General features: G+C 30.2%; 20 protein-coding genes and 2 riboswitches. Of the genes, 6 read left to right on the forward strand and 14 right to left on the reverse strand.

Translation table 11 applies throughout. The annotated features are described in order from the left end of the window. Positions 1 to 309: 309 nt before the first annotated feature. The 7 genes from ACK2WN_RS09455 to ACK2WN_RS09485 form a co-directional block, all read right to left on the reverse strand. Complete coding sequence (locus ACK2WN_RS09455) at positions 310 to 924, reverse strand: helix-turn-helix domain-containing protein (RefSeq protein WP_300531821.1); 615 nt, start codon at positions 922 to 924, stop codon at positions 310 to 312. A 440-nt stretch (positions 925 to 1,364) separates the two neighbouring features. After that, a complete protein-coding gene (locus ACK2WN_RS09460; protein WP_300531823.1) occupies positions 1,365 to 2,168 on the reverse strand; it encodes a MetQ/NlpA family ABC transporter substrate-binding protein in 804 nt (267 codons plus the stop codon). 208 nt (positions 2,169 to 2,376) lie between these two features. After that, a complete protein-coding gene (locus tag ACK2WN_RS09465; protein ID WP_201417027.1) occupies positions 2,377 to 3,030 on the reverse strand; it encodes a methionine ABC transporter permease in 654 nt (217 codons plus the stop codon). Beyond that, the gene (locus ACK2WN_RS09470; protein WP_416155433.1) at positions 3,020 to 3,988 is read right to left on the reverse strand and encodes a methionine ABC transporter ATP-binding protein; all 969 of its coding nucleotides are present in this window, start codon (positions 3,986 to 3,988) and stop codon (positions 3,020 to 3,022) included. Before ACK2WN_RS09470 ends, ACK2WN_RS09465 begins: the two co-directional genes overlap by 11 nt. 89 nt (positions 3,989 to 4,077) lie before the next feature. After that, positions 4,078 to 4,188: riboswitch (SAM riboswitch) on the reverse strand. A gap of 592 nt (positions 4,189 to 4,780) precedes the next feature. Then, positions 4,781 to 7,375 (reverse strand): ATP-dependent chaperone ClpB, encoded by a 2,595-nt coding sequence (gene clpB / locus ACK2WN_RS09475; RefSeq protein ID WP_300530576.1) that lies wholly within the window; start codon positions 7,373 to 7,375, stop codon positions 4,781 to 4,783. Positions 7,376 to 7,392: 17 nt separating this feature from the next. Beyond that, the gene (locus ACK2WN_RS09480; protein WP_300530579.1) at positions 7,393 to 7,986 is read right to left on the reverse strand and encodes a hypothetical protein; all 594 of its coding nucleotides are present in this window, start codon (positions 7,984 to 7,986) and stop codon (positions 7,393 to 7,395) included. A 15-nt stretch (positions 7,987 to 8,001) separates the two neighbouring features. After that, positions 8,002 to 8,418: a replication/maintenance protein RepL gene (locus ACK2WN_RS09485; protein WP_329981771.1), complete on the reverse strand. Its 417-nt coding sequence runs from the start codon at positions 8,416 to 8,418 to the stop codon at positions 8,002 to 8,004. A 255-nt stretch (positions 8,419 to 8,673) separates the two neighbouring features. Here ACK2WN_RS09485 and ACK2WN_RS09490 point away from each other — a divergent pair, with 255 nt between their 5' ends. After that, a complete protein-coding gene (locus tag ACK2WN_RS09490) occupies positions 8,674 to 9,822 on the forward strand; it encodes a GGDEF domain-containing protein (RefSeq protein ID WP_416155434.1) in 1,149 nt (382 codons plus the stop codon). Positions 9,823 to 9,944: 122 nt separating this feature from the next. Here the strand turns inward: ACK2WN_RS09490 and ACK2WN_RS09495 are convergent, their stop codons facing one another. The 5 genes from ACK2WN_RS09495 to ACK2WN_RS09515 form a co-directional block, all read right to left on the reverse strand. Continuing rightward, positions 9,945 to 11,192, reverse strand: coding sequence for a saccharopine dehydrogenase family protein (locus tag ACK2WN_RS09495; protein WP_416155435.1), 1,248 nt, complete (start codon positions 11,190 to 11,192; stop codon positions 9,945 to 9,947). 208 nt (positions 11,193 to 11,400) lie between these two features. Next, positions 11,401 to 11,504, reverse strand: a riboswitch (glycine riboswitch). Positions 11,505 to 11,596: 92 nt separating this feature from the next. Further along, a complete protein-coding gene (locus tag ACK2WN_RS09500; protein ID WP_300530591.1) occupies positions 11,597 to 12,886 on the reverse strand; it encodes a patatin-like phospholipase family protein in 1,290 nt (429 codons plus the stop codon). A 24-nt stretch (positions 12,887 to 12,910) separates the two neighbouring features. Next, complete coding sequence (locus tag ACK2WN_RS09505; RefSeq protein ID WP_118548961.1) at positions 12,911 to 13,459, reverse strand: TerD family protein; 549 nt, start codon at positions 13,457 to 13,459, stop codon at positions 12,911 to 12,913. A gap of 96 nt (positions 13,460 to 13,555) precedes the next feature. Further along, positions 13,556 to 14,353 carry a TVP38/TMEM64 family protein gene (locus ACK2WN_RS09510; RefSeq protein ID WP_416155436.1) on the reverse strand — a complete coding sequence of 266 codons (798 nt, stop codon included), beginning with the start codon at positions 14,351 to 14,353 and terminating at the stop codon, positions 13,556 to 13,558. Positions 14,354 to 14,614: 261 nt separating this feature from the next. Next, positions 14,615 to 15,547, reverse strand: a complete 933-nt coding sequence (locus tag ACK2WN_RS09515) for a DMT family transporter (protein WP_300530600.1) — start codon at positions 15,545 to 15,547, stop codon at positions 14,615 to 14,617. A gap of 366 nt (positions 15,548 to 15,913) precedes the next feature. Between ACK2WN_RS09515 and ACK2WN_RS09520 the strand changes: the two genes are divergently transcribed. Together ACK2WN_RS09520 and ACK2WN_RS09525 are read left to right on the forward strand one after the other, a co-directional pair. Continuing rightward, positions 15,914 to 17,482 carry a sigma-54 interaction domain-containing protein gene (locus ACK2WN_RS09520; protein WP_416155437.1) on the forward strand — a complete coding sequence of 523 codons (1,569 nt, stop codon included), beginning with the start codon at positions 15,914 to 15,916 and terminating at the stop codon, positions 17,480 to 17,482. Between the two features lie 193 nt (positions 17,483 to 17,675). Next, on the forward strand, positions 17,676 to 18,266 hold the full coding sequence (locus ACK2WN_RS09525; protein ID WP_300530606.1) for a zinc dependent phospholipase C family protein: 591 nt from the start codon (positions 17,676 to 17,678) through the stop codon (positions 18,264 to 18,266). 126 nt (positions 18,267 to 18,392) lie between these two features. Here the strand turns inward: ACK2WN_RS09525 and ACK2WN_RS09530 are convergent, their stop codons facing one another. Then, positions 18,393 to 19,184 carry a Cof-type HAD-IIB family hydrolase gene (locus ACK2WN_RS09530; RefSeq protein ID WP_300530708.1) on the reverse strand — a complete coding sequence of 264 codons (792 nt, stop codon included), beginning with the start codon at positions 19,182 to 19,184 and terminating at the stop codon, positions 18,393 to 18,395. A 93-nt stretch (positions 19,185 to 19,277) separates the two neighbouring features. Continuing rightward, complete coding sequence (locus tag ACK2WN_RS09535) at positions 19,278 to 20,540, reverse strand: competence/damage-inducible protein A (protein WP_300530706.1); 1,263 nt, start codon at positions 20,538 to 20,540, stop codon at positions 19,278 to 19,280. Positions 20,541 to 20,847: 307 nt separating this feature from the next. On the opposite strand from ACK2WN_RS09535, the gene ACK2WN_RS09540 reads away from it, so the two are divergent. The 3 genes from ACK2WN_RS09540 (at position 20,848) to ACK2WN_RS09550 (ending at position 25,343) form a co-directional block, all read left to right on the forward strand. Continuing rightward, positions 20,848 to 21,753, forward strand: a complete 906-nt coding sequence (locus ACK2WN_RS09540; protein WP_416155438.1) for a D-alanine--D-alanine ligase — start codon at positions 20,848 to 20,850, stop codon at positions 21,751 to 21,753. Positions 21,754 to 21,964: 211 nt separating this feature from the next. After that, complete coding sequence (locus ACK2WN_RS09545; RefSeq protein WP_300530701.1) at positions 21,965 to 23,425, forward strand: PLP-dependent aminotransferase family protein; 1,461 nt, start codon at positions 21,965 to 21,967, stop codon at positions 23,423 to 23,425. A gap of 16 nt (positions 23,426 to 23,441) precedes the next feature. Then, a complete protein-coding gene (locus ACK2WN_RS09550) occupies positions 23,442 to 25,343 on the forward strand; it encodes an ABC-F family ATP-binding cassette domain-containing protein (protein ID WP_416155439.1) in 1,902 nt (633 codons plus the stop codon). Positions 25,344 to 25,534: the final 191 nt, after the last annotated feature.

The raw sequence follows: 25,534 nt of genomic DNA on the forward strand, positions 1-25,534 counted from the left end.
AGAATATTTCCCGAAGGGCTTTGATATTACAAATGTTCCTCACGAACTAGTTCAGTTAGTTGAGTATAAACTAAATACTAGACCAAGAAAATGTTTAGGGTTTAAAACACCATTCGAGATATTTTATGATAAACTGTTGCACTTAGCTTGACAGTTCGCCTTTTAAATAATGATTTAAATTTCATGCCAAAACCTCTTTTTTATTATAAAATTATTAATCTTACTATCATATTTTATGATGTATATTTTTTTATTTTAATATAATTACAAAATAGGATGTCTCAAAACAAAACATCCTATTTTTAATGATTATTTATTTTTTTCTTCTTCAAAATATGGATTTGGTACACTTACTATTATTATTTTTGTAACCTTATTAGTTTTATTTAATAATGAGTGATTCTGATTGACTATTTTACTGTCTTCTCCATTTTTTAACATTACTTTATTCTTATATGAATAGTGTATTGAATCTCCTGGATATAGGTCTACCTCTGATTCAGCCATCTTTAGAGTTAATATACCTTCTAGAACATATATAAATTCCTCTCCAGAGTAATTAAAGCCATCGCTTTCTGCAGTCCCAGGAAGTATCTCTATTAATTTTGGAAACATTATTTTGTCAGTCAGATTAGAAGATAGATGATAGTTTATATATTTACCATCTGTTATCTCAAATACTTCTTTTTCATAACTTCTTATAACGGTTTTTTTGTGTTCTTTTGGTTTCATAAAGAAGTAAGTTAAATCTACTTCTAATACATCAGCAATTTTTTCAAGTGAGTCTGTAGCTACACTTGTAAGACCTCTTTCTAGCTGCGATAAAAATCCTATTGATAGATTAGTTTTTTCGCTCATATCTTTAAGAGTCATCTGTTTCTGTGTTCTGAGTCTTTTTATTTTAGCACCTATATTTTTATTCATTAAGCTCACCCCTACAGATTTATTTTTTATATACTATAGTGCCACATATTTTTATGTAGACAAAAAATTTAGAAAATTCTTATGTGCTTTATTTTTTAAGAATTTTTCTTTATACCTTTATTGTATATTTTTTTCTGATAAAAAACAATCTATTATCAGAATAATTTTTGTATACATTCAATTTTTATCTTTAAGGGTATATTTTTTTATTTTAACAGTTTGAAAAGTGTTTTCTCTTTTATTATTATGAAGATTATTTTCTTGATTTAAAATTAATTATAGTATAAATTTTGTTTTTATATTAGTATTATTAAAATTTTTAATAACTTTTATTTATAGAAAGAAACCCTACAGATTTATTATTCATTTTAATCTGTAGGGCTTTATTATTTACTATTGAGTTTTTCTAATATCTTTATGGTTTAATCTGGTTTACTTTATTAGAAAGCTGGTATTATAGCTCCGTTGAATTTTTCTTCTATGAATGTTTTTACTTCATCACTATTTAAAGCTTCTGATAATACTTTTATTTTTTCGCTGTCTTTGTTGTCTTCTCTACAAGCTAATATATTAACGTATGGAGAATCTGCTTCTTCTAGTGCTATAGCATCTTTAGTTGGGTTAAGATCTGCTTCTAAAGCATAGTTAGAGTTTATAACTGCTGCATCTACATCTGCTAAAGCTGTTGGTAACTGTTCTGCATTCATATCTATTACTTCTATATTTTTAGGATTTTCTGTTATATCTACTTTTGTAACTAATTCTTTGTCTGCTAATTTTATTATTCCATTTTTAGCTAATAATTCTAGTGCTCTTGATCCATTTGTTGGGTCATTAGGTATAGCTACTTTTGCTCCATCTGGTAAATCAGCTAAAGATTTTAAATCATTTGAGTATACACCCATTGGTTCTATATGAACTTTTGCTGTATATGTTAATTTATATCCTTTTTCTTTAACTGTTTCTTCTAAGTATGGTATATGCTGGAAGTAGTTAGCATCTAATGAACCTTCATCTAGTGCTGTATTTGGTAGTACATAGTCACTGAATTCCTGTACTTCTAATTCATATCCTTCTTTTTCAAGTATTGGTTTTACTGCTTCATTAAGAATTACTGCATGTGGGTTAGCTGTTGCTCCTACTACTATTTTTTTATCGTCTTCTGCCGATTTTGATCCACATCCTACTACTGATAATGCTATTACTGATGCTATTGCTACTGATAATAATTTTTTTAATTTCATTGTTTTGTCCTCCTAAACTATAGTTCTTTACCTTATGATTTTTATAATTACTGATTATTTTCAGTTTGATGTATATCCTTAGGTTCTGCAGCTACCTAAGGATTTTTTATAATCTCGAATACCTCGAGTTATAGGCTATTGCTTTAAATTTTATTTTTTCTATATTTTAAATCTATTTATCCTAGTTTTATTATATTTTTATGTTTTATTATTTTAGTTTTTTGTATATTACATTTCCTAATGACTGTATTATCTGTACTAATATTGCAAGAGCTACTACTGTGTATAACATTACGTTATCATCAAAGCTCTGGTATCCATAAACTATAGCTACTTTACCAAATCCTCCAGCTCCAACTGCTCCTGCCATTGCTGTACAACCAAGTATTGATATTATTGAAAGTGTTATACCTGATATTATTGAAGGCATTGCTTCTTTCACCATAACCTTCCATATTATCTGAGATTTTGTTGCTCCAAATGATCTTGCTGCTTCTATAAGTCCTTCATCAACTTCATTTAAAGCACTTTCTATTACTCTAGCTATAAATGGTGCTGAACCTATTGTTATTGGAACTATAGCTGCTGTTTCTCCTATACTTGTTCCAACTATTAATCTAGTTAAAGGTATCATTGCTATCATTAATATAATGAATGGGAAACTTCTTAAAATATTTACTATAAATCCTACTATTGAGTTTACTGTTTTGTTTGGGCTTAGCCCATTTGGTTTTGTAAGTACTAGTATAACTGCCATCACAAATCCTATGATTGTTGCTAATACTGTAGGAACCAATGTCATGTATATTGTTTCCCCTAATGCTCCAAGGAATAATTTACTTAAGAAATCGCTAATTGACATTTTCTATTTCCTCCCATCTTATATCTTTATCAGTTAAGAATTTTTTAACTGCCTCTCCATTTTCATTTGGCACGTTTATTATTAAAGATCCAAGTACATCGTCTTTGAATTTTTCAAGTCTACCAAATACTATAGATACGTCTATGTCTAATTCCCTAGCCATACTTGTTATTATTGAATCGTTTGATATGTCTTTAGGGAATAATATTTTTACGTTTGTTCCCTCTGGAAGAACTATATTTTCTTCTCCAAGTAATTTTCTAAGGCCTGCTGTATTTTTTAGGAATATTTCTTCTGTTTCTCCTACTTCTAATACCTGTCCATTTTCCATTATTGCTATTCTTCCACATATCTGTTTTATAACTTCCATCTGATGAGTTACAACTACTACTGTTATTCCCATCTTTTTGTTTATATCTTCTATTAAAGTAAGGATTGATTTAGTTGTATTTGGGTCAAGTGCTGATGTTGCCTCGTCACATAATAGAACTTTTGGATTAAGTGCTAATGCTCTTGCTATTGCAACTCTCTGTTTCTGACCACCGGATAAGTTTCTAGGTTTATCATTTCTTCTTTCCTTTAACCCTACTAATTCTAAAAGCTCCATTACTCTTTTTTCTTTTTCTGCTTTTGAGTATCCAAAGCATTCTAGAGGAAGTGCTACATTTTCAAATACTGTTTTTCTTTCTAGTAGTGAGAAATGCTGGAATATCATTCCTAAGTCTTTTCTTAACTCTCTCATTTCTTTTTCGTTAAGGTCTTTAACCTCTTTGCCATCTACTTTTACGCTACCTTCCTGATATGGTTCAAGTCCATTCATACATCTTAATATTGTAGATTTTCCTGCACCACTGTGTCCTATGATACCAAAAATCTCACCTTCATTTATCTCAATATTCACATCTTTCAGAACTTGCTTTTCCCCAAAGAATTTATTAACATTCTTTACTGAAATCATACTATCTTCCTTCCTTTCCTTGCTTCCATCTCATCAATAAATCTAAAAAAAGCCCGAGTATAAAACTCGGGCATTACTGTACGGATTTATACTCATCTATCAACTGATTATTACTAGTTGCAGGATTTAGCACCGCTGTATATATTTATACCGGTTGCCGGGTTTCACAGGGCCAGTCCCTCCACCACTCTTGATAAGACGTTGTTTATTAATTTTTTCTATTTGATGTTTTGTGTTCATCTATCTTGATTAATACTATATAATTTTTCGTAAATTTTGTCAATACATTTTTTCATAGTTTTTTCTGTTTTCAGAAAATTAACATCACATGCAATTTTTCTTCTTTATTCAATCTATTGAAATTTCAATTGCTTAGTATTTTTTACAATTCAAAAAATTTTTTTATTTTTTATCAGTTTATAAAAGATTTGCAAGTATATAATAATTTTGTTAAAAATTTTTTACAAAAAAAAGAATGGGTCTTCTAAGGGTCCCATTCTACACGCAGATTATTATTTTTTATAATTGATTGTTTTACCACGACAACCAGCCACTTCAAGAAACGTTTTCTTACGGTTTTTATTTTAACATTATTTGCAAACTTTTTCAAAGTTATCTATTTATTTTTATATATTATTTTTTTTATATTTATTTTTTACAATAAAAATGCTGCTGCAAGATATCTATCATAATATCTTAACAGCAGCACTTTTGGTAGGGCTACACATATATCTAATTTAATTTTTCAAGCTTATTATATTTTATCTAATAGCTTTTGAAAACAGGGTACGCCTATTTAACTGTTATATTTATATTATCTCCAGCTCCATCTATTACAACAGTAGATCCATTGTATATTTCGCCTGAGATTAATTTCTTAGCAAGCATAGTTTCTAATGTACCACTGATGTATCTCTTTAATGGTCTAGCTCCATATACTGGGTCATAGCCTTCATTTATCATTACTTCTTTAGCTCCATCAGTAAGTTCTATTTTTATTTCTCTATCTGCTAATCTATTTCTTAATCCCTGCATGAATATATCTATTATCTGTTTGATTTCTTCTCTATTTAGAGGAGTGAACATTATAATATCGTCTACTCTGTTTAGGAATTCTGGTTTAAATCTGTGTTTCATTTCGCTCATTACAACATCATTTACTTCTTCAGTTATGTTTCCACCTGATTCAAGTAAGTACTGACTACCTATATTAGATGTCATTATGATTATAGTATTCTTGAAGTCAACTGTTTTACCTTTGTTGTCTGTAAGTCTACCGTCATCTAATATCTGTAAGAATATATTAAATACGTCTTCGTGAGCTTTTTCTATTTCGTCGAATAGTATAACTGAGTATGGTTTTCTTCTTACAGCTTCAGTTAGCTGTCCTCCTTCTTCGTATCCTACATATCCTGGAGGTGGACCAACTAATCTAGATACTGAGTGTTTTTCCATGTACTCAGACATATCTATTCTGATTATATTATCTTCGCTATCGAATAAGTTTCTAGCTAAAGTTTTTGCAAGTTCTGTTTTACCAACACCTGTAGGTCCTAAGAATATGAATGATCCTATTGGTTTATTTTCATCTTTTAGTCCAGCTCTTGCTCTTATTACAGCATCAGATACAGCTGTAACAGCCTTATCCTGACCTATTACTCTCTTATGTAATTCATCTTCTAGTTTAAGAAGTTTTTCTCTTTCTCCTTCAAGAAGTTTTGTAACAGGTATACCAGTCCATTTTGATACTATTTCTGATATTTCGTCTTCTGTTACATCTTCTTTTAGAAGTGGTGTTTCAGATGCATTTTTCATCCGTTCTTCTTTTTCTTTTATAGATTCTTCTAAGTGAGGTATTTCACTGTATTTAACTTCAGCTGCTTTATTATAGTCGTATTCTCTTTCGTATTTTTCTACTCTACCTCTAGCATCATCTAACTGAGATTTTAAGTTTTTAATTTCTGTTATGTAAGATTTTTCTTTATCGTATTTAGCTGTCATTTCATCATTCATAGATTTTAATTCAGCTATTTCTCTCTGTATATCTATTAATCTTGCTTTACTCTTATCGTCTTCTTCTTTTAGAAGTGCTTCTCTTTCAGTTTCTAGAGTAAATAATTTTCTTCTTATTGAGTCTAGTTCTGTTGGAAGAGAGTCTATTTCACTTCTTATCATTGCACTAGCTTCATCTATTAAATCTATAGCTTTATCTGGTAGGAATCTATCACTTATATATCTATCTGATAATTTTGCAGCTGCAACTATTGCATTATCGTGGATTCTTATACCATGATGTATTTCAAATCTTTCTTTTAATCCTCTTAGTATTGATATTGTATCTTCAACACTAGGTTCTTCTGCTATTACTGTCTGGAATCTTCTTTCTAGTGCTTTATCCTTTTCTATATATTTTCTATATTCGTCGAATGTTGTAGCACCTATGCAGTTTAATTCACCTCTAGCAAGCATTGGTTTTATTAAGTTACCTGCATCCATAGATCCTTCTGTTTTACCTGCTCCAACTATATTGTGGATTTCATCTATGAATAATATTATCTTACCATCAGAGCCCTGAACTTCTTTAAGTACTGCTTTTAATCTTTCTTCAAATTCTCCTCTGTATTTTGCACCTGCTATTAATGCACCCATATCAAGTGAGAATATTATTTTGTCTTTTAGACCTTCAGGAACATCTCCTCTAACTATTCTTTCTGCTAACCCTTCAACTATTGCAGTTTTACCAACACCAGGTTCACCTATTAAAACTGGGTTGTTTTTAGTTCTTCTTGATAATATTCTGATAACACGTCTTATTTCGTCATCTCTACCAATTACTGGGTCTAATTTATTCTTTTTAGCTAAATCTACTAAATTTGTACCGTATTTAGCTAATGCATCGTATGTACCCTCTGGATCCTGAGTATCTACTCTCTGATTTCCCCTTACCTGGTGAAGTACACCTAAGAATGCATCCTTAGTTATACCAAATTCTTTTAATATCTTGCCTGTAGCTGTATTTTTTTCAAGCTCTATAATAGCAAGCATAACGTGTTCAACACTTATATATGAATCTTTGAAGTCCTTTGATATTTCTTCTGCTTTTAAAAGTACCTCGTTTATTCTTCTAGTAGCTGTAACCCCCTGAGATTGAGCTCCTTCCCCATAAACTTTAGGTATTCTATCTAATTCATTTTCTACAGATCTTCTAACTGAATCTGGAGATATTCCCATTTTTTCTATTATATTAGGAATTAATCCATCTTCCTGATTCATTAATGCTGAAAATAAATGTATTGTATCAACCTGCTGGTTGTTATGTCTGACAGCCTCTTGGAAAGCTTCATTCAGACTCTTCTGTACTCTTACTGTCATTTTTTCTACGTCCATAATCTATCCCTCCATTTTTATGCTCTATCATTTATTATTATAGATTTTCTCAAATCTATTAAACTATCTAGAAGATTTTCTCCCCTAGTAGTATCAAACCTTAAATTCATTACAAAACTCTTATCCTCATTGAAAAATCTAAACAAATCATTTGAAGATGCATTTAAATATAGATTTGTATCAATCTGTCTATCCTCTCCAACCATGAGATTGTTGCATTTTTCTAAGAATGAGTTTCTAAAATTCATAGTGTATGCACCTGAATTTTGATCATAGCTGTAAAAGGCTACATTGTTGAATACTCCAATTAGATTAGAGTTTATAAAATTATACATTCTGTTATTGTTGTATATTGATATTTGTTCATATATATACTCCCTAAAAATTGGATGTACGTTTTTTTCAAGCTTTACCGCCAACTCTTGTGGCATTTCAAAGTATATCTTCCAGTACTTTGGATTATCCTTTTCTAAAGTAAGAGCTGTCTTTTGTCTGCCTTTATCTTCAAATTTATATAGTTTACAGATAAAGTTACTTTTTTGAAGAGAAGTTCTCTGTTCTTCAAAAAAGGAATCAAACCACTGGAGTATATTTCTATCTAGCTTCAGCATCTAAATCCCTTCTTCCTATTTATATTTTTTCTTGGATAAGGAATTGTACTCCTCCATTAGCTGATCTCTTTCTGGTTTGCTGCCCTTATAAGAGATAGCTGGGTTTATCATATACTCCCCATTTCTTACCCTCTGAATAAAGTCTCTTTTCTTCAACTTTGTAAACAATGTCGAAAGAGATGTTTTCGGATAATCAAAGATTTCTGCCATTTCATCTAAAGTCATTCTTATCTTATTCTCTCTATCCATAGCTTCTATAAGCATAAGTGGAATTAAATCTTTTTTTGTATAAGACCCTTCTACAACCTTGACGAAATTTTTTAAGCATATATTTGAATACTTATCCTTCTTGGGTACGAGGTTTCTACTTTCTGTATATTTTTGATCTACATCAACTTTTGATGAACTATTTATCTCAAGCACTTTACTCACCTCGTTTCTTCCTCTTTCGTTAACCCTATCATAGTCCTTTTTTAAATGAATGTCAAAGCAAGTTTTTGTGAAAATTTATCTCTTGCGCTAACTTTTATTTATCTCATAGATAAACTTTTTAATTTTAGTAAACCTAGTATTTTCAACGGCTTGAGTTTAATTTTAAAAAAATATCAATTTTTTTGAAAAAAAATTTTTAATAATCGTTATGTGCTATAATTATCTTAATAAAATTATTTGCAAGAGGTGTTTTTTATGGCGGGGGATTTAATTTTAACAAGTCAAAAGTTAATATTAAGCACAAATTATATGCTTTTTTTATACGGATTATTTACAATTTTTATGTTTTCACTTTTAGATAGGTATATGAATGAAGTAAGCTCTATGGATTTTTTATATCTAGGATTATTTGATGCAATGGTGGCTCTTCCACTATTTTCATTTAAATATCCTGATACAAGCTATGGATTTTTATTTTTAGGATTATCTATAATTCCTCTATTAAAACTTTATCAGGCATATTGTAATAGTAAATACTTTCATTTTATAAAGCTAGTTAATAGATTTGCAGTTGTCGTTACGATTGCAGTATTTTTATTAGATAATGTATCTATTTTCCCAGTAGAACATTCTGATACTTTTATTTATATAATACTTTTTATTGGTTTACTGCTTACTACATTTTTAGCTGCAAATATATATAGAGAAAAAAGTATTACCCCTATTTTTTCTTCAGCTAATTTAATACTTATACTTAGCATAGTAGGCGGTGCTTTGGGTGAAAGTATAGAGATAATAATTTTAGGAATTTTAATATTCTCAATAGTGGCTACAGTTGCCCTTATTGATAATTTTGTAAAAGAATACAGAAATAAAACATTGATATATATGAGAGAAAAACTAGTATATAAAGATATCCTTACATCAATGAAAAATAGGCAGTCTTTTGAAAAGCAGTTAACAGAAGATGATAAAAATATAAATGATTTTAATTCATATTGGGCTATTTCTATAGATTTGTCAGATATTAAATACGTAAATAATAATTTTGGTTATTCTCATGGGGATAAATTAATACAAAATTTAGCAGATAGTATAGAAGATACTTTTGAAGATATCGGCAACTGTTTTAGAATAGGTGGTGATGAGTTCATTATTCTTATCAAAAACGAACCTAAAGAAAAAGTTGAGAGATATATAGAGTTATTCCAATCTGTGGTATCTTCTTACAACAAACTACACGATATTAAAATGATTACTTCTTTAGGATATGACTCTTATAAATTTGGTTATGATAAATCTATATTTGATTTAGTGAGTAGAACAGATTATATGATGTGTAAAAACAAAAGAAGGTTTAAAACATCATGGATGCCTGACGCAAACGAAGAATTACAAGAATAGAGAATAATAACTAACTTAGTGTATTGAAGAAGATAGAAAAAAACTCCTCTACAATGCAACTTGATTGCCTGTAGAGGAGTTTTTCTATGACTTCACTATCCTAAAGTTATTAACTTATACGTTTACATTTCTTTTATTTTATAATCAAATCCAGCTTCATCCATTATGTTTAGGTATGGCATCGGATCAAAATATTCTGGAGAGTATACACCTTCTCCTGTCCATATTCCTCTACCTATAAGCTCTATTGCTATTGCTGCTCCAAATCCTGTCTGAGCAACTACAGCCTGCATTCCCCAATCCTTCATAGATTCCTGATTATCAAATGTCTGGTACATCATTATTTCTTTTTCTTTGCCGTCTTTAATTCCTTTACAATGTATACCAACGCACATTTCTCCAACCATTTCATTTCCTATATCTTTAGGCTGAGGAGCACACGCAGCTACAACATCTCTAGGTGAAACCTTCACTCCACCGACTTCTACAGGCTTAGTTCCTCTAAGTCCTAACTTATCTATAACTTTTAATGCGTTCATTAAGTTTTCATCAAGAGATATTTTATACGTAACTCTTTCTAGTCCGTACTGTTCAAGGTATCTAGGCATTGTAACAGTTTCTTCGTGCTCAATTTTGACTAATGTGTTTTCACCTACTTCTGGCATATCAAATTTTTCTTCACCAGCAAAGGCATCTTCTACTATAAATCCACCGTTGTTTTTATCCCATTCAACATTAGGATTCATACATTCATCTAAAACCGTCCACACATTAAATCCAAATATAATATCGTCTTTATCTGCAGAATGTATCTGAAGATTTCCACCGTCTTTTACATGTATTTCTTTTATTTCATCAAATAATTCTGTTGCTGCGTATTTTGCAAATACATTTACAACTCCTGGATCTATTCCCATGCATATACAAGCTAACTGTCCATTTTCTGCCCATTTTTCGTGTCTATCAAAGTTGTATTTTGTCATAGGCTCTGTATAACTATTTTCTATACCTAAACCAAATGCAGGATTTTCCATTGGAACAGACCAAGTTCCCATATTTCCGTAATTTACTCCCGCCTCAAATGCTGCATCAAATATATAATTACTTAAAAATGGAGCTGTTGCATCCATAACAAAATCTAAGTTATATTTTTTTACAAGTTCTTTCATACTTTCTTTTGATTTTGCATTTACAAATTCAGGCTTAAATCTATCGTAATCTCCTAGATTATCACAAACCTCTTTTGCTCTCTCTAAATCGTAGTCAGAAACAACTACAAGCTCTAGCCAATTGCTACTTTTATCTCTTTCTTTTAAAATCCTTAAAATTGATTCGCCGACTGCTCCGGCACCTACTAATAACATTCTCATAATTCTTATCTCCTCTTTGTATATATAGTCTTGCATCTTACACAAATATGGATTTCTCTTTTTATTGTAAATAGGAATAAAAAATACCAACCTTACAAAAACATAAAAAGAGATACAGATACACAAATAAATGCATCCATATCTCTGTCCTTTTGCCAGTTGGTTATATCCTCGTAGGCGGTGAATTTAATCACTCTCTCCAAAGTATCGTCAGACTGCCCTCCTTTTGCCTGTCAGTTTCCACAGAAACAAGATGAAATTTCTGTTTTGCTTCTTCGGCGCTTTTTACAAAGTCTCTAATGCAGTCGTCATCCGAACATATTTGATTGTCATTTTTATAATATAAGATTTTTATCAAACTGTCAAATTTTTTAATTCTAAATATTTATTTTTTTAATACTTATCTAATCCCAACCATCATCATCTTTATCTTCATTCTTTTCATAACTTTCCAGCTGACTTACATGATATCCTATATCATCCAACATACTCTCTTCAAATTCCTTTAGAATACTTTCCTTAAAAGTTATAGGAGTTATCTTTTCTATTGGTTTTGCAAGTCTAAATGCTGCCTTTTTAAGCTCAGATAATTTTGAACTAGATGAATCATCGTCCTCAGATTTATTTATACAGTCTATAAATTCATCCAATGAATAAACCTTAAATTTTTTAATCTTTTTCCCCTCTGCTATAGACTCAAGCAACGCTATAAAAATATCTTGATAAGTCGCATCTTTTCCCATTTTTAAAGCTTCTGCAGTTTCTGGAATAAGATTTTCAAAGAGAATTCTTTTTGGATTTTTACCAACAACTCCTCTGCTTTCTGCATAAGGTAATATCTTTTCATCTGGATAAGAAATCAATCTATTCATAAACTCATCGTCTGTTATTCCATCTATGTAGTATTTATTTCCTTTTAATCCTTCAATTTTTTTAATCCGGTCAAAATATCCTCTAAGCATATTTCTTCTTATAGTATCATTGCTGAATATAAGACCTCTCCCAAGTGGCTCAGAAGGTTTTATTTCTATAAACTTAGTATCCTCTTTTATAGGCTCTCTAAGTTTTCTGTTTGGAGAAACTCTAACAGCTATTAAATCATCATACCCTTTGCTTTCTAAAAGCCTTAGAGGACAATTATCATAAAATCCCCCATCTATAAAGAATTTACCATCTATATCTTCACTTTTAAAAACAGGCAGATTTGCACTAGCCATTATGTAGTCCTTTATCTTGCCTTTAGGAATATCCTCCTTAAAAATCTCCACTGGTACAGGTTTTAATCCGTCAAACTCAACTGTAACAAGACCAAAATCCATTTCAGATGCGCGGATTTTATCCTCATCTATATAAGTATCCAAAATTCTTCTAAGCTTTGTAGTATCAATTCCTTTATTTGCTATGACTTTTTTTGCTTCAGTAGATGCATATTCTAACATACTTCTATCTATATTCTTGTCGAGCAAATTCTCCATAAACTGGTTATCCACATTGAATAATGTCTCAGGTTGCATATTTTTCCACATATTGTAGCATACATCAAAGTCACCCTGAACTATCATAGCTGCATTAAATGCACCTATAGATGTTCCAACAGCTCCTTTAAATTTATATCCTCTTTCAAAAAGTGCCTTTAGTACTCCTAAATGGTATGCGCCTTTTGATGATCCACCTTCTAATGCAATTCCCTTCATAATTATCACCTCCTGTGATAATAGCTAAATTCCTAGACCAAATTTTTTACCTAGACTTAAAAGACCTCCATCTAGATAATCTGTATTTACATTAAATTTCCATTCACCGTTGTGTCTATACATTTCACCAAATACTATCTCTGTATTCTGACCTACACTATCATTTATCTGGTAGTTATATATTACTTCTTCTCGATCTAAATCTATTATTCTCATAGATAAATAGTCAAATCTATCGTAATATCTAAATACATCACCGTACTCAGTTAAAGTAAGTGCAAATGCTATCTTTCTTATTTTATTAGGTATTTTAGACATAGTTATGTAAACTTTATCTTCTCTTTCGTTTAATTTAACTGATTCAGATGGATGCTCTCTATTTTCACTGTAGATAAAATCTTCGTAGCTAGTCATAGTTCCGCTACCATCAGTTAAGAAAACAGCTGTACCCATTTCAAAATCATCTTTCTTTAAATAATTATTTACTCTATAATCAAATTCAACCAAAACATTTTCTAATTCTGGTATATCTCTTGTAAGTTCAACTTTCTGACCTTTAAGTATTTCCTTCATCTTAAAAAATTTCTCCTTCTACTAAAAATTTCTACTTATTAGATTATACAACAAATCTCTAAAAAAAGTGAACTTTACTAGTAGATTATATGTAATTTATTCTTGTTCATCTTCTTTCTTTTTTCTATATTTTTTATTTGACTTATCGATTGTTATATTTACAAATCTCTTCTTTTGTTGTTTTTTTAGATTTCTTTTTTCCTTTTTCTGTTCTTTCTTTTCTTCTTTTATTTCTTTTTTATGTTCTCTCTTTACTTCCTGAATATGTTTGATTTTTTTAGTACTTTCTTCTATCTTAACTATACTAGCTTCTATTTCTTCTTCGTGCTGTTCTAGCTTCTTATTAAATCTCTTACCTATTATCCACGAAACTAAAGTTAATCCTATAAATAATCCTATTTTTATTGGACTATGTATAAATCCTGTTATATCTTCAGAAATATAACTTATTATTATAAACATTACAAACTTACCAGTCAACATAGGTGGTATAAAGTCTATTAATTTTTTCTTGCCACAAAGTGCAGATGCCAAAGTGGCCCGGCAACTAGGCATAAATGGACATGCATAAGCTAGGAACAAAATACTGAAACCTTTTTTATCAACCCATTCTATTACCGAATCTACTTTATTATTCTTTAAAAGCCACTTTAAAATCCTAATATTTCTAAATCTAGACACCACTAAAAATAGCGCCGTTGTACCTAGCCCTGATCCAATCCACGATATGACAAGACCTTTGAACATACCAAATATTGCAGCATTTGCAGAAACTATTGCTACGAGTGGAAGCGCTGGTATAAAACTCTCTATAAATGCACTAAAAAGACCTGCAATTATAGATAATATTAAATTATCCTGTGCTATATATAATAAATTTTGAATGTGCTCCATAATAAAACCCCTCTTATCTATATGATACAAATTAAATAAATATTAGTTTTAATATTTATTTTTATTTGTTTCTTTAATATATATATTTGATATATGCTCTTATTATACCTTCTTATTCTTGAGGAATTCTTAACTTTTTCTATAAATATTCTAAAAAAGCTGCTACATTTTCTCCCCTAAAATGTAACAGCCTTTAAATCATTCTATAAAAATTCACCCTATATAATTTAACTTTATAAATATAAATTTGTTTAATTAAAGCTATCCAACGTATGCTTCTGCTTCCATTTCCTCAACAACTTCTGTTTCAACTTCTTTATTTCCAGCAACTGCTGTAAATGCTGATACAAACATTATTGCAACTCCTATAGCTTTTCCAATAGTGAATACTTCACCTACTACAGTCCATCCTATTATAGATGCAGCTATAAGCTCAACAGATGCTACAACACCTACTATTGAAAGCTCACAACCTCTTGCAATTCCCTCAGCGTAGAATATATATGCCATCGCCGCTGGGAATACTCCTAGAAGTATCATATATGGAAGTACATTCATGTCTGTAACAAATCCTATCATTTCAACTGGTTTTGCTGAAGGTATCATAAATATTGCTCCAAATAAAAATCCATAGATTAAAATTGTTTCACTTGAAAATTCTTTTAATGCATTTTTACTTATTATTGGCATTAATGCATAAGTTATTGCTGCCATTATTCCCATTATTATTCCGTATGTATTTATTCCTTTTAGATCAAGTACTCCACCAGTAACTGCCATAATTGCTCCAATACAGCATAAAATTAGAGAAATTATCTTAGCTCTAGTCATTTTTTCTTTATAAACTATTTTTGAAAATACCGCTAAAAACAATGGTGAAGTATATAAAAGAACTGCAGCTATTGAAACACCAGTCACTTCTACTGCTTTAAAATAACATTTATTAAAAAGCCCCTGACATATTATTCCTATTGCTCCACAATATAAAAGACATTTTAAATTTATTTTTAAAACTTCTGGTCTTCTTATTAGCGAATATAATGATAACACTATAAATCCTATAAATAATCTAGTAAATGCAACCTGTTCAGATGAAAGACCTCTTTCCATAAGCATATTTCCAAATAATCCTAGCGTAGACCATAAAATCCCTGCCATTGCTATAAATACGTATGAATTTGCACCTTTTTTCATATAATTACCCCCTCAATTTTTTATTATTACATTATATTTGAATAGCAAAATACATGCCATTTATATAGTATTTTTATTTTTACATTTAACATTTATAAAAGTTAGCGTTTGCAATATATACAGTTTTTTTCTTATGATTATTTCAATTTTTATCATTTTTTTATTTTGACTATATATTTTTTTATCGTTTTTGTAGATATTTTTAAGTCATTTTTAACTTATTTATTCTTTTTCTCTTCATACAAATCAAAATAGACTTATTTTTAAGTCTTTTACAACTTATTTTTTAATTTACTTATGATTAATATTGTCTAAATAAGATTTTTAAGTTATATTTGACTTATAAATATACACGAGGAGGAAATTATGAAATATAGTAAAGATTTTTATCAAAAAATAATAGAAGCTTCCCACGACGAAATCTGTGTTTCTGACAAAAATGGTGTGATTATATTTTGTAATAAATCATTTGAAGAAAACTACGGAATTTCAAAATCAGAAATGATTGGAAAAAATGTAGAATACCTGGAAAATCACGGATATGCTACAAAGAGCCCTATTCCCCTTGTTATACAGAGTAAGAATCAGATTACAGTAGAACAAGAAACTCATACTGGAAAAAATTTACTAATAACAGCTACACCAGTTTTTTCCGACAATGGAGAAATTGAATACGTTGTTGAAAATGTAAGAGATATAACAGAATTAAACAAAATAAAAACAAAACTGCAGACCACAGAAAAAGAAATGAACAAGTATAAATCAGAGGTAGAAACATTCTATAGAACTACATTAAAATACGAGGACAATATTATAAGCAACGGTCCAGTTATGCAGAGTATTATGCAAACTGCTGATCAAGTTTCAAAGGCAAATGTAAATATTATGCTACTTGGTGAATCTGGAACTGGAAAAAGCTCACTTGCAAAGTTTATTCACCAGCACAGTCATAGGGCAAATGGTCCATTTATAACTATAAACTGTGCAGCAATCTCTCCTCAACTTCTAGAATCTGAGTTATTTGGATACACATCTGGTGCATTCACAGGTGCTAGTTCCAAAGGAAAGGTGGGGCTTGTTGAGCTTGCAAACGGTGGAACTTTATTTTTAGATGAGATTGGAGATATACCACTTCCACTTCAGGCGAAGTTTTTACAATTAATACAAGAAAAAACCTTTCTTCCTGTAGGTGGAATAAAACAAAAGAAAGTAGATATAAGAATTATATCCGCTACAAATGCGGACATACTAGCAAAAGTAAAAGAAAGAAGTTTTAGAGAGGATTTATACTATAGATTAAATGTAATAGAAATAAAATTGCCTCCTCTTAGGGAACGTGGAGATAATCTATTGAATTTGATTCGCTACTACTTTAAAAAATACTCTATACAATTTGATATGAAAGATAAAGTAATATCTGATGAAGCAGTTAAATTTATAGCTAGCTATAATTTTCCTGGAAATATTAGAGAGCTACAAAATATAATGCAAAACATCGTACTTACATCAAAAAATAATTACGTAGATGTAAATTCTCTTCCAGAAAAAATTATATATACAATCAAAAATAATAATTCTAACAAAGATGATAATTTATCAGTTTACAATAATTCATTTGTTTCTGATTTTGATAGCTGTAATGATAATAGTATTAAAAACAAAACAGATAAATTTAGTATAGATAATAATATAGATTCTAAAATTGTTGAAGATTCTCAAAAAAAACATCCTATATCTTTTTCAAAAGTAAACGATATCAGTTTTTGTATAGATGATAATAATTTGCAAGATTTTGACACTCTTATTTATAATTTCGAAAATAAGATTATTTCTGAATATTATAATAAATATAAAAGTAGTTACAAAATTGCTGAAATTTTAGGAATTTCGCAATCAAAAGCTAGTAGACTTATAAGAAAGCACATAAAAAAATGATATTAAAAATGACTTTTTTGTCTACATAACCTTGTAAAATGCAATTTTTTCTGCTATTATATTAGTAAAGAAATGCAGTTGACATTTCTTCTCACAAATCATTTTTGTGTAAGTCTAATGTGATACGAACTTCTCTACTTGGGATGTTTGATACTTTAGATGAAAAATTTTTTACGAGGTGCAGAGAAAAAATATGTTAATGAACACACACTTTCAGATTGCTAAATCAGTGTTAGAAAATATGGATGAAAAAAAGGCAGTATTAATAAGTGAAAAGAACTTCGTGTACGGCAACGTTAAGCCAGATGCGTTTTCAAAATATAAATTAAAAAAGCATTATATGGAAGAATCTTTCAACATGATTATAGAAAAGATTAAGTACTTATGTAGCTTAACTCTTGAGTCTTTATCAAAAGTATTTTCTACTAGCAGACTAAGCCAGGAACTAGGTGTTATATGCCACTTCTTATGTGACTTCTTCTGTGTTGCTCACAGCGAAAGATGGGAGTTCAAACACAGCATGAATAAACACGTTATATATGAAAGAGAGCTTGCTGCTAAAGCTAAAGAAACTGATTTAGTAAAAATCAAAGGCGACGGAGATATAAAAGAAGGAGAATTCGAATCTTTCTTCAATACTCTTTACAGCCAGTACAAAAGTAATGGGAATTATATAGAAAACGACTTAAAGTTTTCTACTTATGTATGCAATAGCGTTACTGATTTTGTTCTTGGAAGTATACTTTCTAATAGTAATGCAAATGCAGGTTTACAGATAGCATAAACTAATCTTTATACTATGAATTTTCGGGGATCGAGCACGGATCCCCTTTTTATTTTACAAATAAAAAGAGTGATATCTAGTATTTATAATACATTACATAGATTATCACTCTTTTATATTTTATAATTATTTTATTTTAGATATTATTTCTAATGCCTCAGCTACATTATTTACAACATACTTAGCTACTGCTTTTACATCTTCTCTTGCATTTGCCATAGCAAATCCATGCTCGAAACCAGCTATCATACTCATATCATTAGGAGAATCTCCTATTGTCGCAACTTCTTTTGGATCTACTCCTTCTTTTTCAACAACGTATTCTATCGCTTTATTCTTAGCTACACCTTTTGGCACTAAGTTTATAGTATTTTCACTAGAGAAATAAATATCTAGTTTATCAGAAAATTTTTCCTTTAACTTAGCTTCTATCTCTTCAAGTTCTTCTGGATGGTTAGAAGCAAATCCTATATTGCCCACCTTGTTGTCAAAGCTTTCTCTATTTGCAAAATCTGGCTCTACTATAAAATCATTAGAATAAGAGTTGAATGCACTTCCATTGTTTAGCACAAGCATATTCCCATCAAATTTAAAGTATATTTCGGCTTCCATCTCTTTTACAGTCTTTATTTCTTCATATTCTTTTATTACTTCTCTTACTAAATCATCACTTAAAGTTCCAGTAAATATTAGATTTAATTCACTATCATATATATATGATCCATTTTCTGCTATGAAATATCCATTTAGAGATATATCATTTTTTACCATTTCATATCCCTGTCTAAATATTCTTCCTGTAGCTATATTGAAAATTCTTCCACTTTCTTCTATTTTCTTTACAGCTTTTGCATCTTCTTCACTAACCCCCTTGTGATAAAGAGTTCCGTCTAAATCACAAAATACATATTTTATCATAGTTTATTTACTTCCTTTTCTTCAGTTTCTTTCAAAAATTTGATTTATAGTATTATTCTATTAGAACAATAAATTTATTATTTTAGTGTTTTTTTACAATTCTTCAAGCATACTTTTTAAATCTATTAATATCTGTCTTACTGCTCTACGTCTTACCTTCTGTCTATCTCCTCTAAAGTTATTTTTTCTTACTTTAGTTTCTCCATTTATAGATATCGCAGTATAAACTAGACCAACTGGTTTTTCATCTGTTCCACCACCAGGCCCTGCAACACCTGTTGTAGATAATCCTATATCTGCCCCAAGTCCTTTTCTTATACCTTCTGCCATTTCTGTAGCTGTCTGTGGACTTACTGCCCCGTATTTTTCAAGAGTTTCTTCAGATACACCAAGTCTTTTTACCTTTGCAGCGTTAGAGTATGTTACACATCCTTCAAGGAATACATCAGATATTCCAGGGTAGTTTATTAATGTCCCAGCAACTAAACCACCTGTACAAGATTCAGCTGTTGCAATAGTTAAACCTTTTTCTACAAGCATTTTAGCAACAGTTTCTTCTATTTTAGAATCTCCGTCTACTAACTCTTCTCCACCTTCTGCGTAGATATATTTTCCAACTCTTTCTCTAATCTCTGCAACCTTTGCATCTAATAACTCTTTTGCCTCTTCATCATTTTTTGCTTTAGCAGTTATTCTTATAAGTACTTCCATCTCTTTTGCATAAAGCGCAACAGTTGGATTAGTTTGATTATCTAATATATCCTCTATTTCTAATTCAAGAGCTGACTCACCTATTCCATTAAATCTAAGTACTCTAGAAACTAGCATACTATCTGTAAACTGCTGTAAAAATGGTCTAACACTTTCATTAAACATAGCTTTCATTTCCCAAGGTGGTCCAGGCAATACTATTATTCTCTTGCCATCTTTTTCAAATATAGCTCCTGGTGCAGTTCCGTTGTTGTTTTTTAGAACTGTAGCTTCTACTGGAAACATCGCCTGTTTTTTATTATTTTCTGGAATTGGTTTATCTGGTGCAAATTTCATACATCTATCTTTTATGTACTCCCAAGATTCTTCGTGAAGCACCATTTCCTGTCCAAAATATTCTGCTGCCATTTCTTTAGTTAAATCGTCTTTAGTTGGTCCAAGACCTCCAGTTGTTATAACTAAATCGCTTCTTTTTAAAGCTTCATCAAAACATTCTAATAATCTCTGTGGATTATCTCCAACTGTACTCTGATGGAATACTCCTATTCCAAGTGCAGCCAATTCTTTTGATATATACTGCGCATTTGTGTTTACTATATCTCCAAGTAATAATTCTGTTCCTACTGATATTAATTCTGCTCTCAAATATTTCACCTCATTTTTTATAATGTATACAATAAATTTTATCAGAATAATTTTACTTTTTCAAATCACTAAAGTTAAATATACATCATTTTTTTAATTTATTAAATTTATATATTCTTTTTCATTTGTCATAATTATAAAAAGATGTAATAGAACCACTACATTGTTAAAGTTGATGTATTGCGGTTCTTTTTAATATTATTATTTGACAATATAATAATAGTTAGGTGATTAATGAATATTTTATTTTTAGAAATTACTTTAATTTAATAAATAGATTTTAACAAATCAAAAGGAGTGAATAACTTTGAAAAAGAAAATAGCAGTAGTGATGGGTGGAATATCATCAGAAAGAGAAATATCTTTAAAATCAGGATCAGGAGTTTTTGAAAGCCTTGATAGAGAAAAATACGAACCTATAAAAGTTGTAATAGATGAAAAAACTGATATAATAACAAAAATACCAGATGACGTTGATTTTGCTTTCCTAGCACTTCATGGAAAATTTGGTGAAGATGGCTGTGTTCAATCTGTATTAGAAACTAGAGATATACCTTACTCTGGATGTGGACCACTAAGTAGTGCAATGTGTATGGATAAAAATATATCTAAAAAAATATGCAAAGCCTCTGGAATACCGACAGCAGATTGGATAACAGTTAAATCAATAGAAGAAATAGATTACGACAGAATAGAAGAAATGGGATACCCAGTATTTGTTAAACCAAATTCTGGTGGATCAAGTGTTGCTACTTTTATGATAAAAGAAAAAGCAGGAATAGAAGACGCTGTTAGACAAGGACTTGAAGTAGATACTGAAGTAATGATAGAACAGTACTTACCAGGAGAAGAATGTACTTCATTCATACTTGACGGTGAAGTATTCCCTACAGTTTCTATAAAATCAGAACAGGAATTCTTTGATTTCGAAGCTAAATACTCTTCAGATAATGGAGCCGTTGAAGAAGTTGTTTATCTTGAAGAATCACTTCAGAATAAATTAAATGAATACTCAAGAATGTGTTGGGATGCATTCAACTGTAGAGCTTATGTTAGAGTTGACTTTATAATAAGCAATGGTGTTCCTTATGTTCTTGAACTTAACACTCTTCCAGGACTTACAGCTACTAGCTTAATACCAAGAAGTGCTGCAGCTAAAGGAATATCTTACTCTCAGCTGTTAGATAAATTAATTTCTTGCTCTCTAAAATAATATTCTATATAGTATTAGAAAAATGGGACTGTTGCAAATTTGCACAGTCCTATTTTTTTATGCATTCTATTTTATTTTCTCTAACTTTATTTTCTAAAGTATAATATAATAGTAATTGAGATTAATGATTTTTATAATTACTTTGAAATAAAGTTTTTAATAATTATTTTTCAATTTATAAAATATAAATTTATTTTTTGAGGGTGATAATTTGATTTTTTCAGATTTTAAATTGGAAGGCAATCTTCCTATATACATACAAATCAAAAATTATTTAAGTTCTCTTATTAATAAAGGACTTCTTCCAAATGGCAGTAAACTTCCATCTACAAGGGAGCTTTCAAAAATACTAGATGTCAGTAGAAATTCAGTTATCGCTGCATATGACGAACTAAAAGCTGACGGCTTTCTATATTCTGTGAACGGAAAGGGAACATTTGTAAACTCAGAAAAACTAATATCTTCATCTGATTGGAATATAGATTGGGAAAGTCTTGAAAATAGTTTTTCAAAAACTGCAAATGAGCTTGATATAGTAAAAAATGAGATTCCCTGGAGTTCTGATCTAATTTCATTTAAAAGTATCTCTCCAGATGGAGATTTATTTGATATGGATGAATTTAAAAAGTCCTTTATGAGTAGAATTTCTGTTGAAAGCCATAAATTACTCAATTACGGATATGCTCAGGGTTATAAACCTTTGATAGATTTTTTAGGTGAGTATATGAAGAAAAAAGGGTCCTTTTCTAAATCTAAGACAACATTGGTTACAAATGGTTTTACTGAAGCATTTGACCTGATACTATCTTCATTTACAAAGCCCGGTGATATGATATTATGTGAAAATCCAACGCACAATACTTCTATAAAAATCATGAGAGCTCATGGAATAGATATAAAGGGTGTAGACATTGGCAAAGATGGACTAAACTTTGATATGCTTGAGAATATTTTAGAGGAAAATGGAGATTCTATAAAATTTGCATATCTTACACCTTCATATCACAATCCAACGGGAAGTGTAATGCCACCAGAAAGCAGACTCAGATTCTACAATCTTATGAAAAAATACTCTATTCCTATCATTGAAGATGGATTCAATGAAGAACTATTATATTCAAGTTCGCATATATTCCCTCTTTCATCATTTGATACATCTGGAAATGGGGTAATATATATAGGTAGTTTTTCAAAAATACTTTTCCCTGGAATGAGAATTGGATGGATTTATGCAGACAAAAAAATTATAAACAGGCTATTAAGTGTAAAACGTTGTAGAAATATACATACTTCATTCTTAGATCAAGGAGTTCTTTTTGATTATCTAAATAGTGGAAAATTTGAAAAGTATATAAAAAAAATAAGAAAAGTCTATGGAGAAAAATTTAGTGTTGCTCGTAAATATGTCGAAAAATATATCGACAACGAATATATTTTAGGCGATGGAGGGCTACATATTTTTATAAAGCTAAAAGGTATTGATGCAAGAGAACTTTTAGATAGGTGCTACAATAAAAAGGTTATATTTATGCCTGGAGATATATTCTTTACAGATAATAGTGGATATGATACCCTAAGACTTGGGTTATCTAGGCTTTCACTTGAAGATATTGAAAAAGGTATAAAAATAATCGGTGAAACTATAGATGAAATGAACGAAGAAAATAAATAATTAGCAAGGAGATATTATGAATTTAATTACGTTTGAAAATATATGTAAAAGTTATTCAGAAAAAAAATTAATAGAAAATCTTTCTTTTGGTATAAATGACGGTGAAAAAATTGGTCTTATTGGTGTAAATGGAACTGGTAAGTCTACTCTTTTAAAAATTGTCGCTGGTGTAGAGGAAATAGACAGCGGTAAAATAACAAAAGCTAATAAAGTAAGAATAGAGTACCTTCCTCAGAGCCCAGATTACGATGAAAATGCAACTGTTCTTGAACAGGTTTTCAAAGCTGAATCAAAGGAATTAAACCTTCTTGGAAGATATCAAGATTTATTAAAAAAATTAGAGAAAGAATACTCTGATAAAGTTAATGACGAACTTATAAAAGTTCAGGAGCAGATAGATACAATGAATCTTTGGGACTTAGAAAATGATGCTAAAGCTGTCCTTACAAAGCTTGGGATAGACAACTTTGACCAAAAAGTTTCTGAGCTTTCAGGTGGTCAGAAAAAGAGAATTTCTCTTGCATCTGCACTTATAACACCTTGTGAGCTACTAGTGCTTGACGAGCCTACCAACCACTTAGACAGCGATACAATAGACTGGCTTGAAGAATATCTAAACTCAAGAAAAGGCTCTCTATTAATGATTACACACGATAGATACTTCCTTGATAGAGTTACAAACAGAATCCTTGAACTAGACAAAGGTAGACTGTTTAGCTATGAAGGAAACTATACTCTATTCTTAGAGAAAAAAATGGAGAGACTTCAGCTTGAATCTAGTATGGAAGATAAAAGACAGAATCTTATCAGAAATGAGCTTAAATGGGTTAAAAGAGGTGCAAGAGCTAGAACAACTAAACAGAAAGCTAGACTTCAGAGATTTGATGAACTTGTTAATCGTGAAGTTATAAAAGAAGACGAAAAAATAGATATCTCTGTAGCATCAAGCAGACTTGGTAAAAAAATAATCGAAATAAAAAATATATCTAAAAGTTTCGATGGTAAAAAAGTTATCGACGATTTAGAATACACTCTTGCCAGAACAGATAGAATTGGTATTGTAGGTAAAAATGGACTTGGTAAATCTACTCTTATAAATATTTTAAATGGTAAATTACAGCCAGATAGTGGTACAGTTGAGATTGGAGAAACTGTTAAAATAGGTTGTTTCTCTCAGGATGACTCTCACATGGACCCAAATATGAAGGCTATAGATTATATCAAAGAAGAAAGTGACTATATAACAACTGCTGATGGAACTAAAATCACAGCATCTATGATGTGCGAAAGATTCTTATTCAATGGTACTCTTCAGCACACTATGATAGAAAAATTATCTGGTGGTGAAAGAAGAAGACTTCACCTATTGAGAGTTCTTATGGGCGCTCCAAATGTACTTCTGCTTGACGAACCTACAAATGACCTTGATATAGAAACACTTAGCAGACTAGAAGACTATCTTGATGAATTTGACGGTGTTGTAATAACTGTATCACACGATAGATATTTCTTAGATAGAATATGTAACAAGATTTTTGCCTATGAAGGAAATGGTAGAATCTTTATCTTTACAGGAAACTACAGCGATTATACTATTTTCAGAGAAATTCAAGGAATTGAATTTGAAAACGATAAACCAGAAAAAGTTGTTGAGCCTAAGAAAGAAAAAGAGAAACCTAAGTCTGATAAAAAGACTAAGTTCTCTTATAAAGAACAGAAGGAATATGATTCAATTGATTCTGATATAGAGCAGTTAGAAAAGAAAATAGCTGCACTTGAAGAAAGTACTGCAGTTTATGCTACTGACTTCACAAAACTTCAGGAAATAATGAATGAAAAAGCTGAACTAGAAAAAGAACTTGAATATAAATATGAACGCTGGGAATACTTAAATGAATTAGCAGAAAGCTTCCAGTAAAATAATGAAAATAAAAAGACTGTCCCCTACTCCAGGCTTCGACGACTCACTCTTTAGAGTAACACATTTCAAAGTCGTGATGAACTGCTACCCGTAGAGTGGACTGTCAAAATAAATAAAAGTTAAATTTATCATCCAGCAAGGTATTTTCCTTGCTGGATATTTTTATGCTACTTTTAAAAATTCTTCAT

The sequence above is a fragment of the Peptacetobacter sp. AB800 genome, assembly GCF_047807365.1.
In the GTDB taxonomy this organism is placed as follows: domain Bacteria; phylum Bacillota; class Clostridia; order Peptostreptococcales; family Peptostreptococcaceae; genus Peptacetobacter.

Bases quoted from the DNA above. Each gene is read 5' to 3' on its own strand.
- ACK2WN_RS09530 (WP_300530708.1), bottom strand. From the start codon at position 19,184: ATGATAAAATATGTATTTTGTGATTTAGACGGAACTCTTTATCACAAG.
- ACK2WN_RS09455 (WP_300531821.1), bottom strand. From the start codon at position 924: ATGAATAAAAATATAGGTGCTAAAATAAAAAGACTCAGAACACAGAAA.
- ACK2WN_RS09500 (WP_300530591.1), bottom strand. From the start codon at position 12,886: ATGAAGGGAATTGCATTAGAAGGTGGATCATCAAAAGGCGCATACCAT.
- ACK2WN_RS09495 (WP_416155435.1), bottom strand. From the start codon at position 11,192: ATGAGAATGTTATTAGTAGGTGCCGGAGCAGTCGGCGAATCAATTTTA.
- ACK2WN_RS09465 (WP_201417027.1), bottom strand. From the start codon at position 3,030: ATGTCAATTAGCGATTTCTTAAGTAAATTATTCCTTGGAGCATTAGGG.
- ACK2WN_RS09505 (WP_118548961.1), bottom strand. From the start codon at position 13,459: ATGAAGGAAATACTTAAAGGTCAGAAAGTTGAACTTACAAGAGATATA.
- ACK2WN_RS09515 (WP_300530600.1), bottom strand. From the start codon at position 15,547: ATGAAAAAAGGTGCAAATTCATACGTATTTATAGCAATGGCAGGGATT.
- ACK2WN_RS09470 (WP_416155433.1), bottom strand. From the start codon at position 3,988: ATGATTTCAGTAAAGAATGTTAATAAATTCTTTGGGGAAAAGCAAGTT.
- ACK2WN_RS09480 (WP_300530579.1), bottom strand. From the start codon at position 7,986: ATGCTGAAGCTAGATAGAAATATACTCCAGTGGTTTGATTCCTTTTTT.
- ACK2WN_RS09550 (WP_416155439.1), top strand. From the start codon at position 23,442: ATGAATTTAATTACGTTTGAAAATATATGTAAAAGTTATTCAGAAAAA.
- clpB (WP_300530576.1), bottom strand. From the start codon at position 7,375: ATGGACGTAGAAAAAATGACAGTAAGAGTACAGAAGAGTCTGAATGAA.
- ACK2WN_RS09490 (WP_416155434.1), top strand. From the start codon at position 8,674: ATGGCGGGGGATTTAATTTTAACAAGTCAAAAGTTAATATTAAGCACA.
- ACK2WN_RS09460 (WP_300531823.1), bottom strand. From the start codon at position 2,168: ATGAAATTAAAAAAATTATTATCAGTAGCAATAGCATCAGTAATAGCA.
- ACK2WN_RS09525 (WP_300530606.1), top strand. From the start codon at position 17,676: ATGTTAATGAACACACACTTTCAGATTGCTAAATCAGTGTTAGAAAAT.
- ACK2WN_RS09510 (WP_416155436.1), bottom strand. From the start codon at position 14,353: ATGGAGCACATTCAAAATTTATTATATATAGCACAGGATAATTTAATA.
- ACK2WN_RS09520 (WP_416155437.1), top strand. From the start codon at position 15,914: ATGAAATATAGTAAAGATTTTTATCAAAAAATAATAGAAGCTTCCCAC.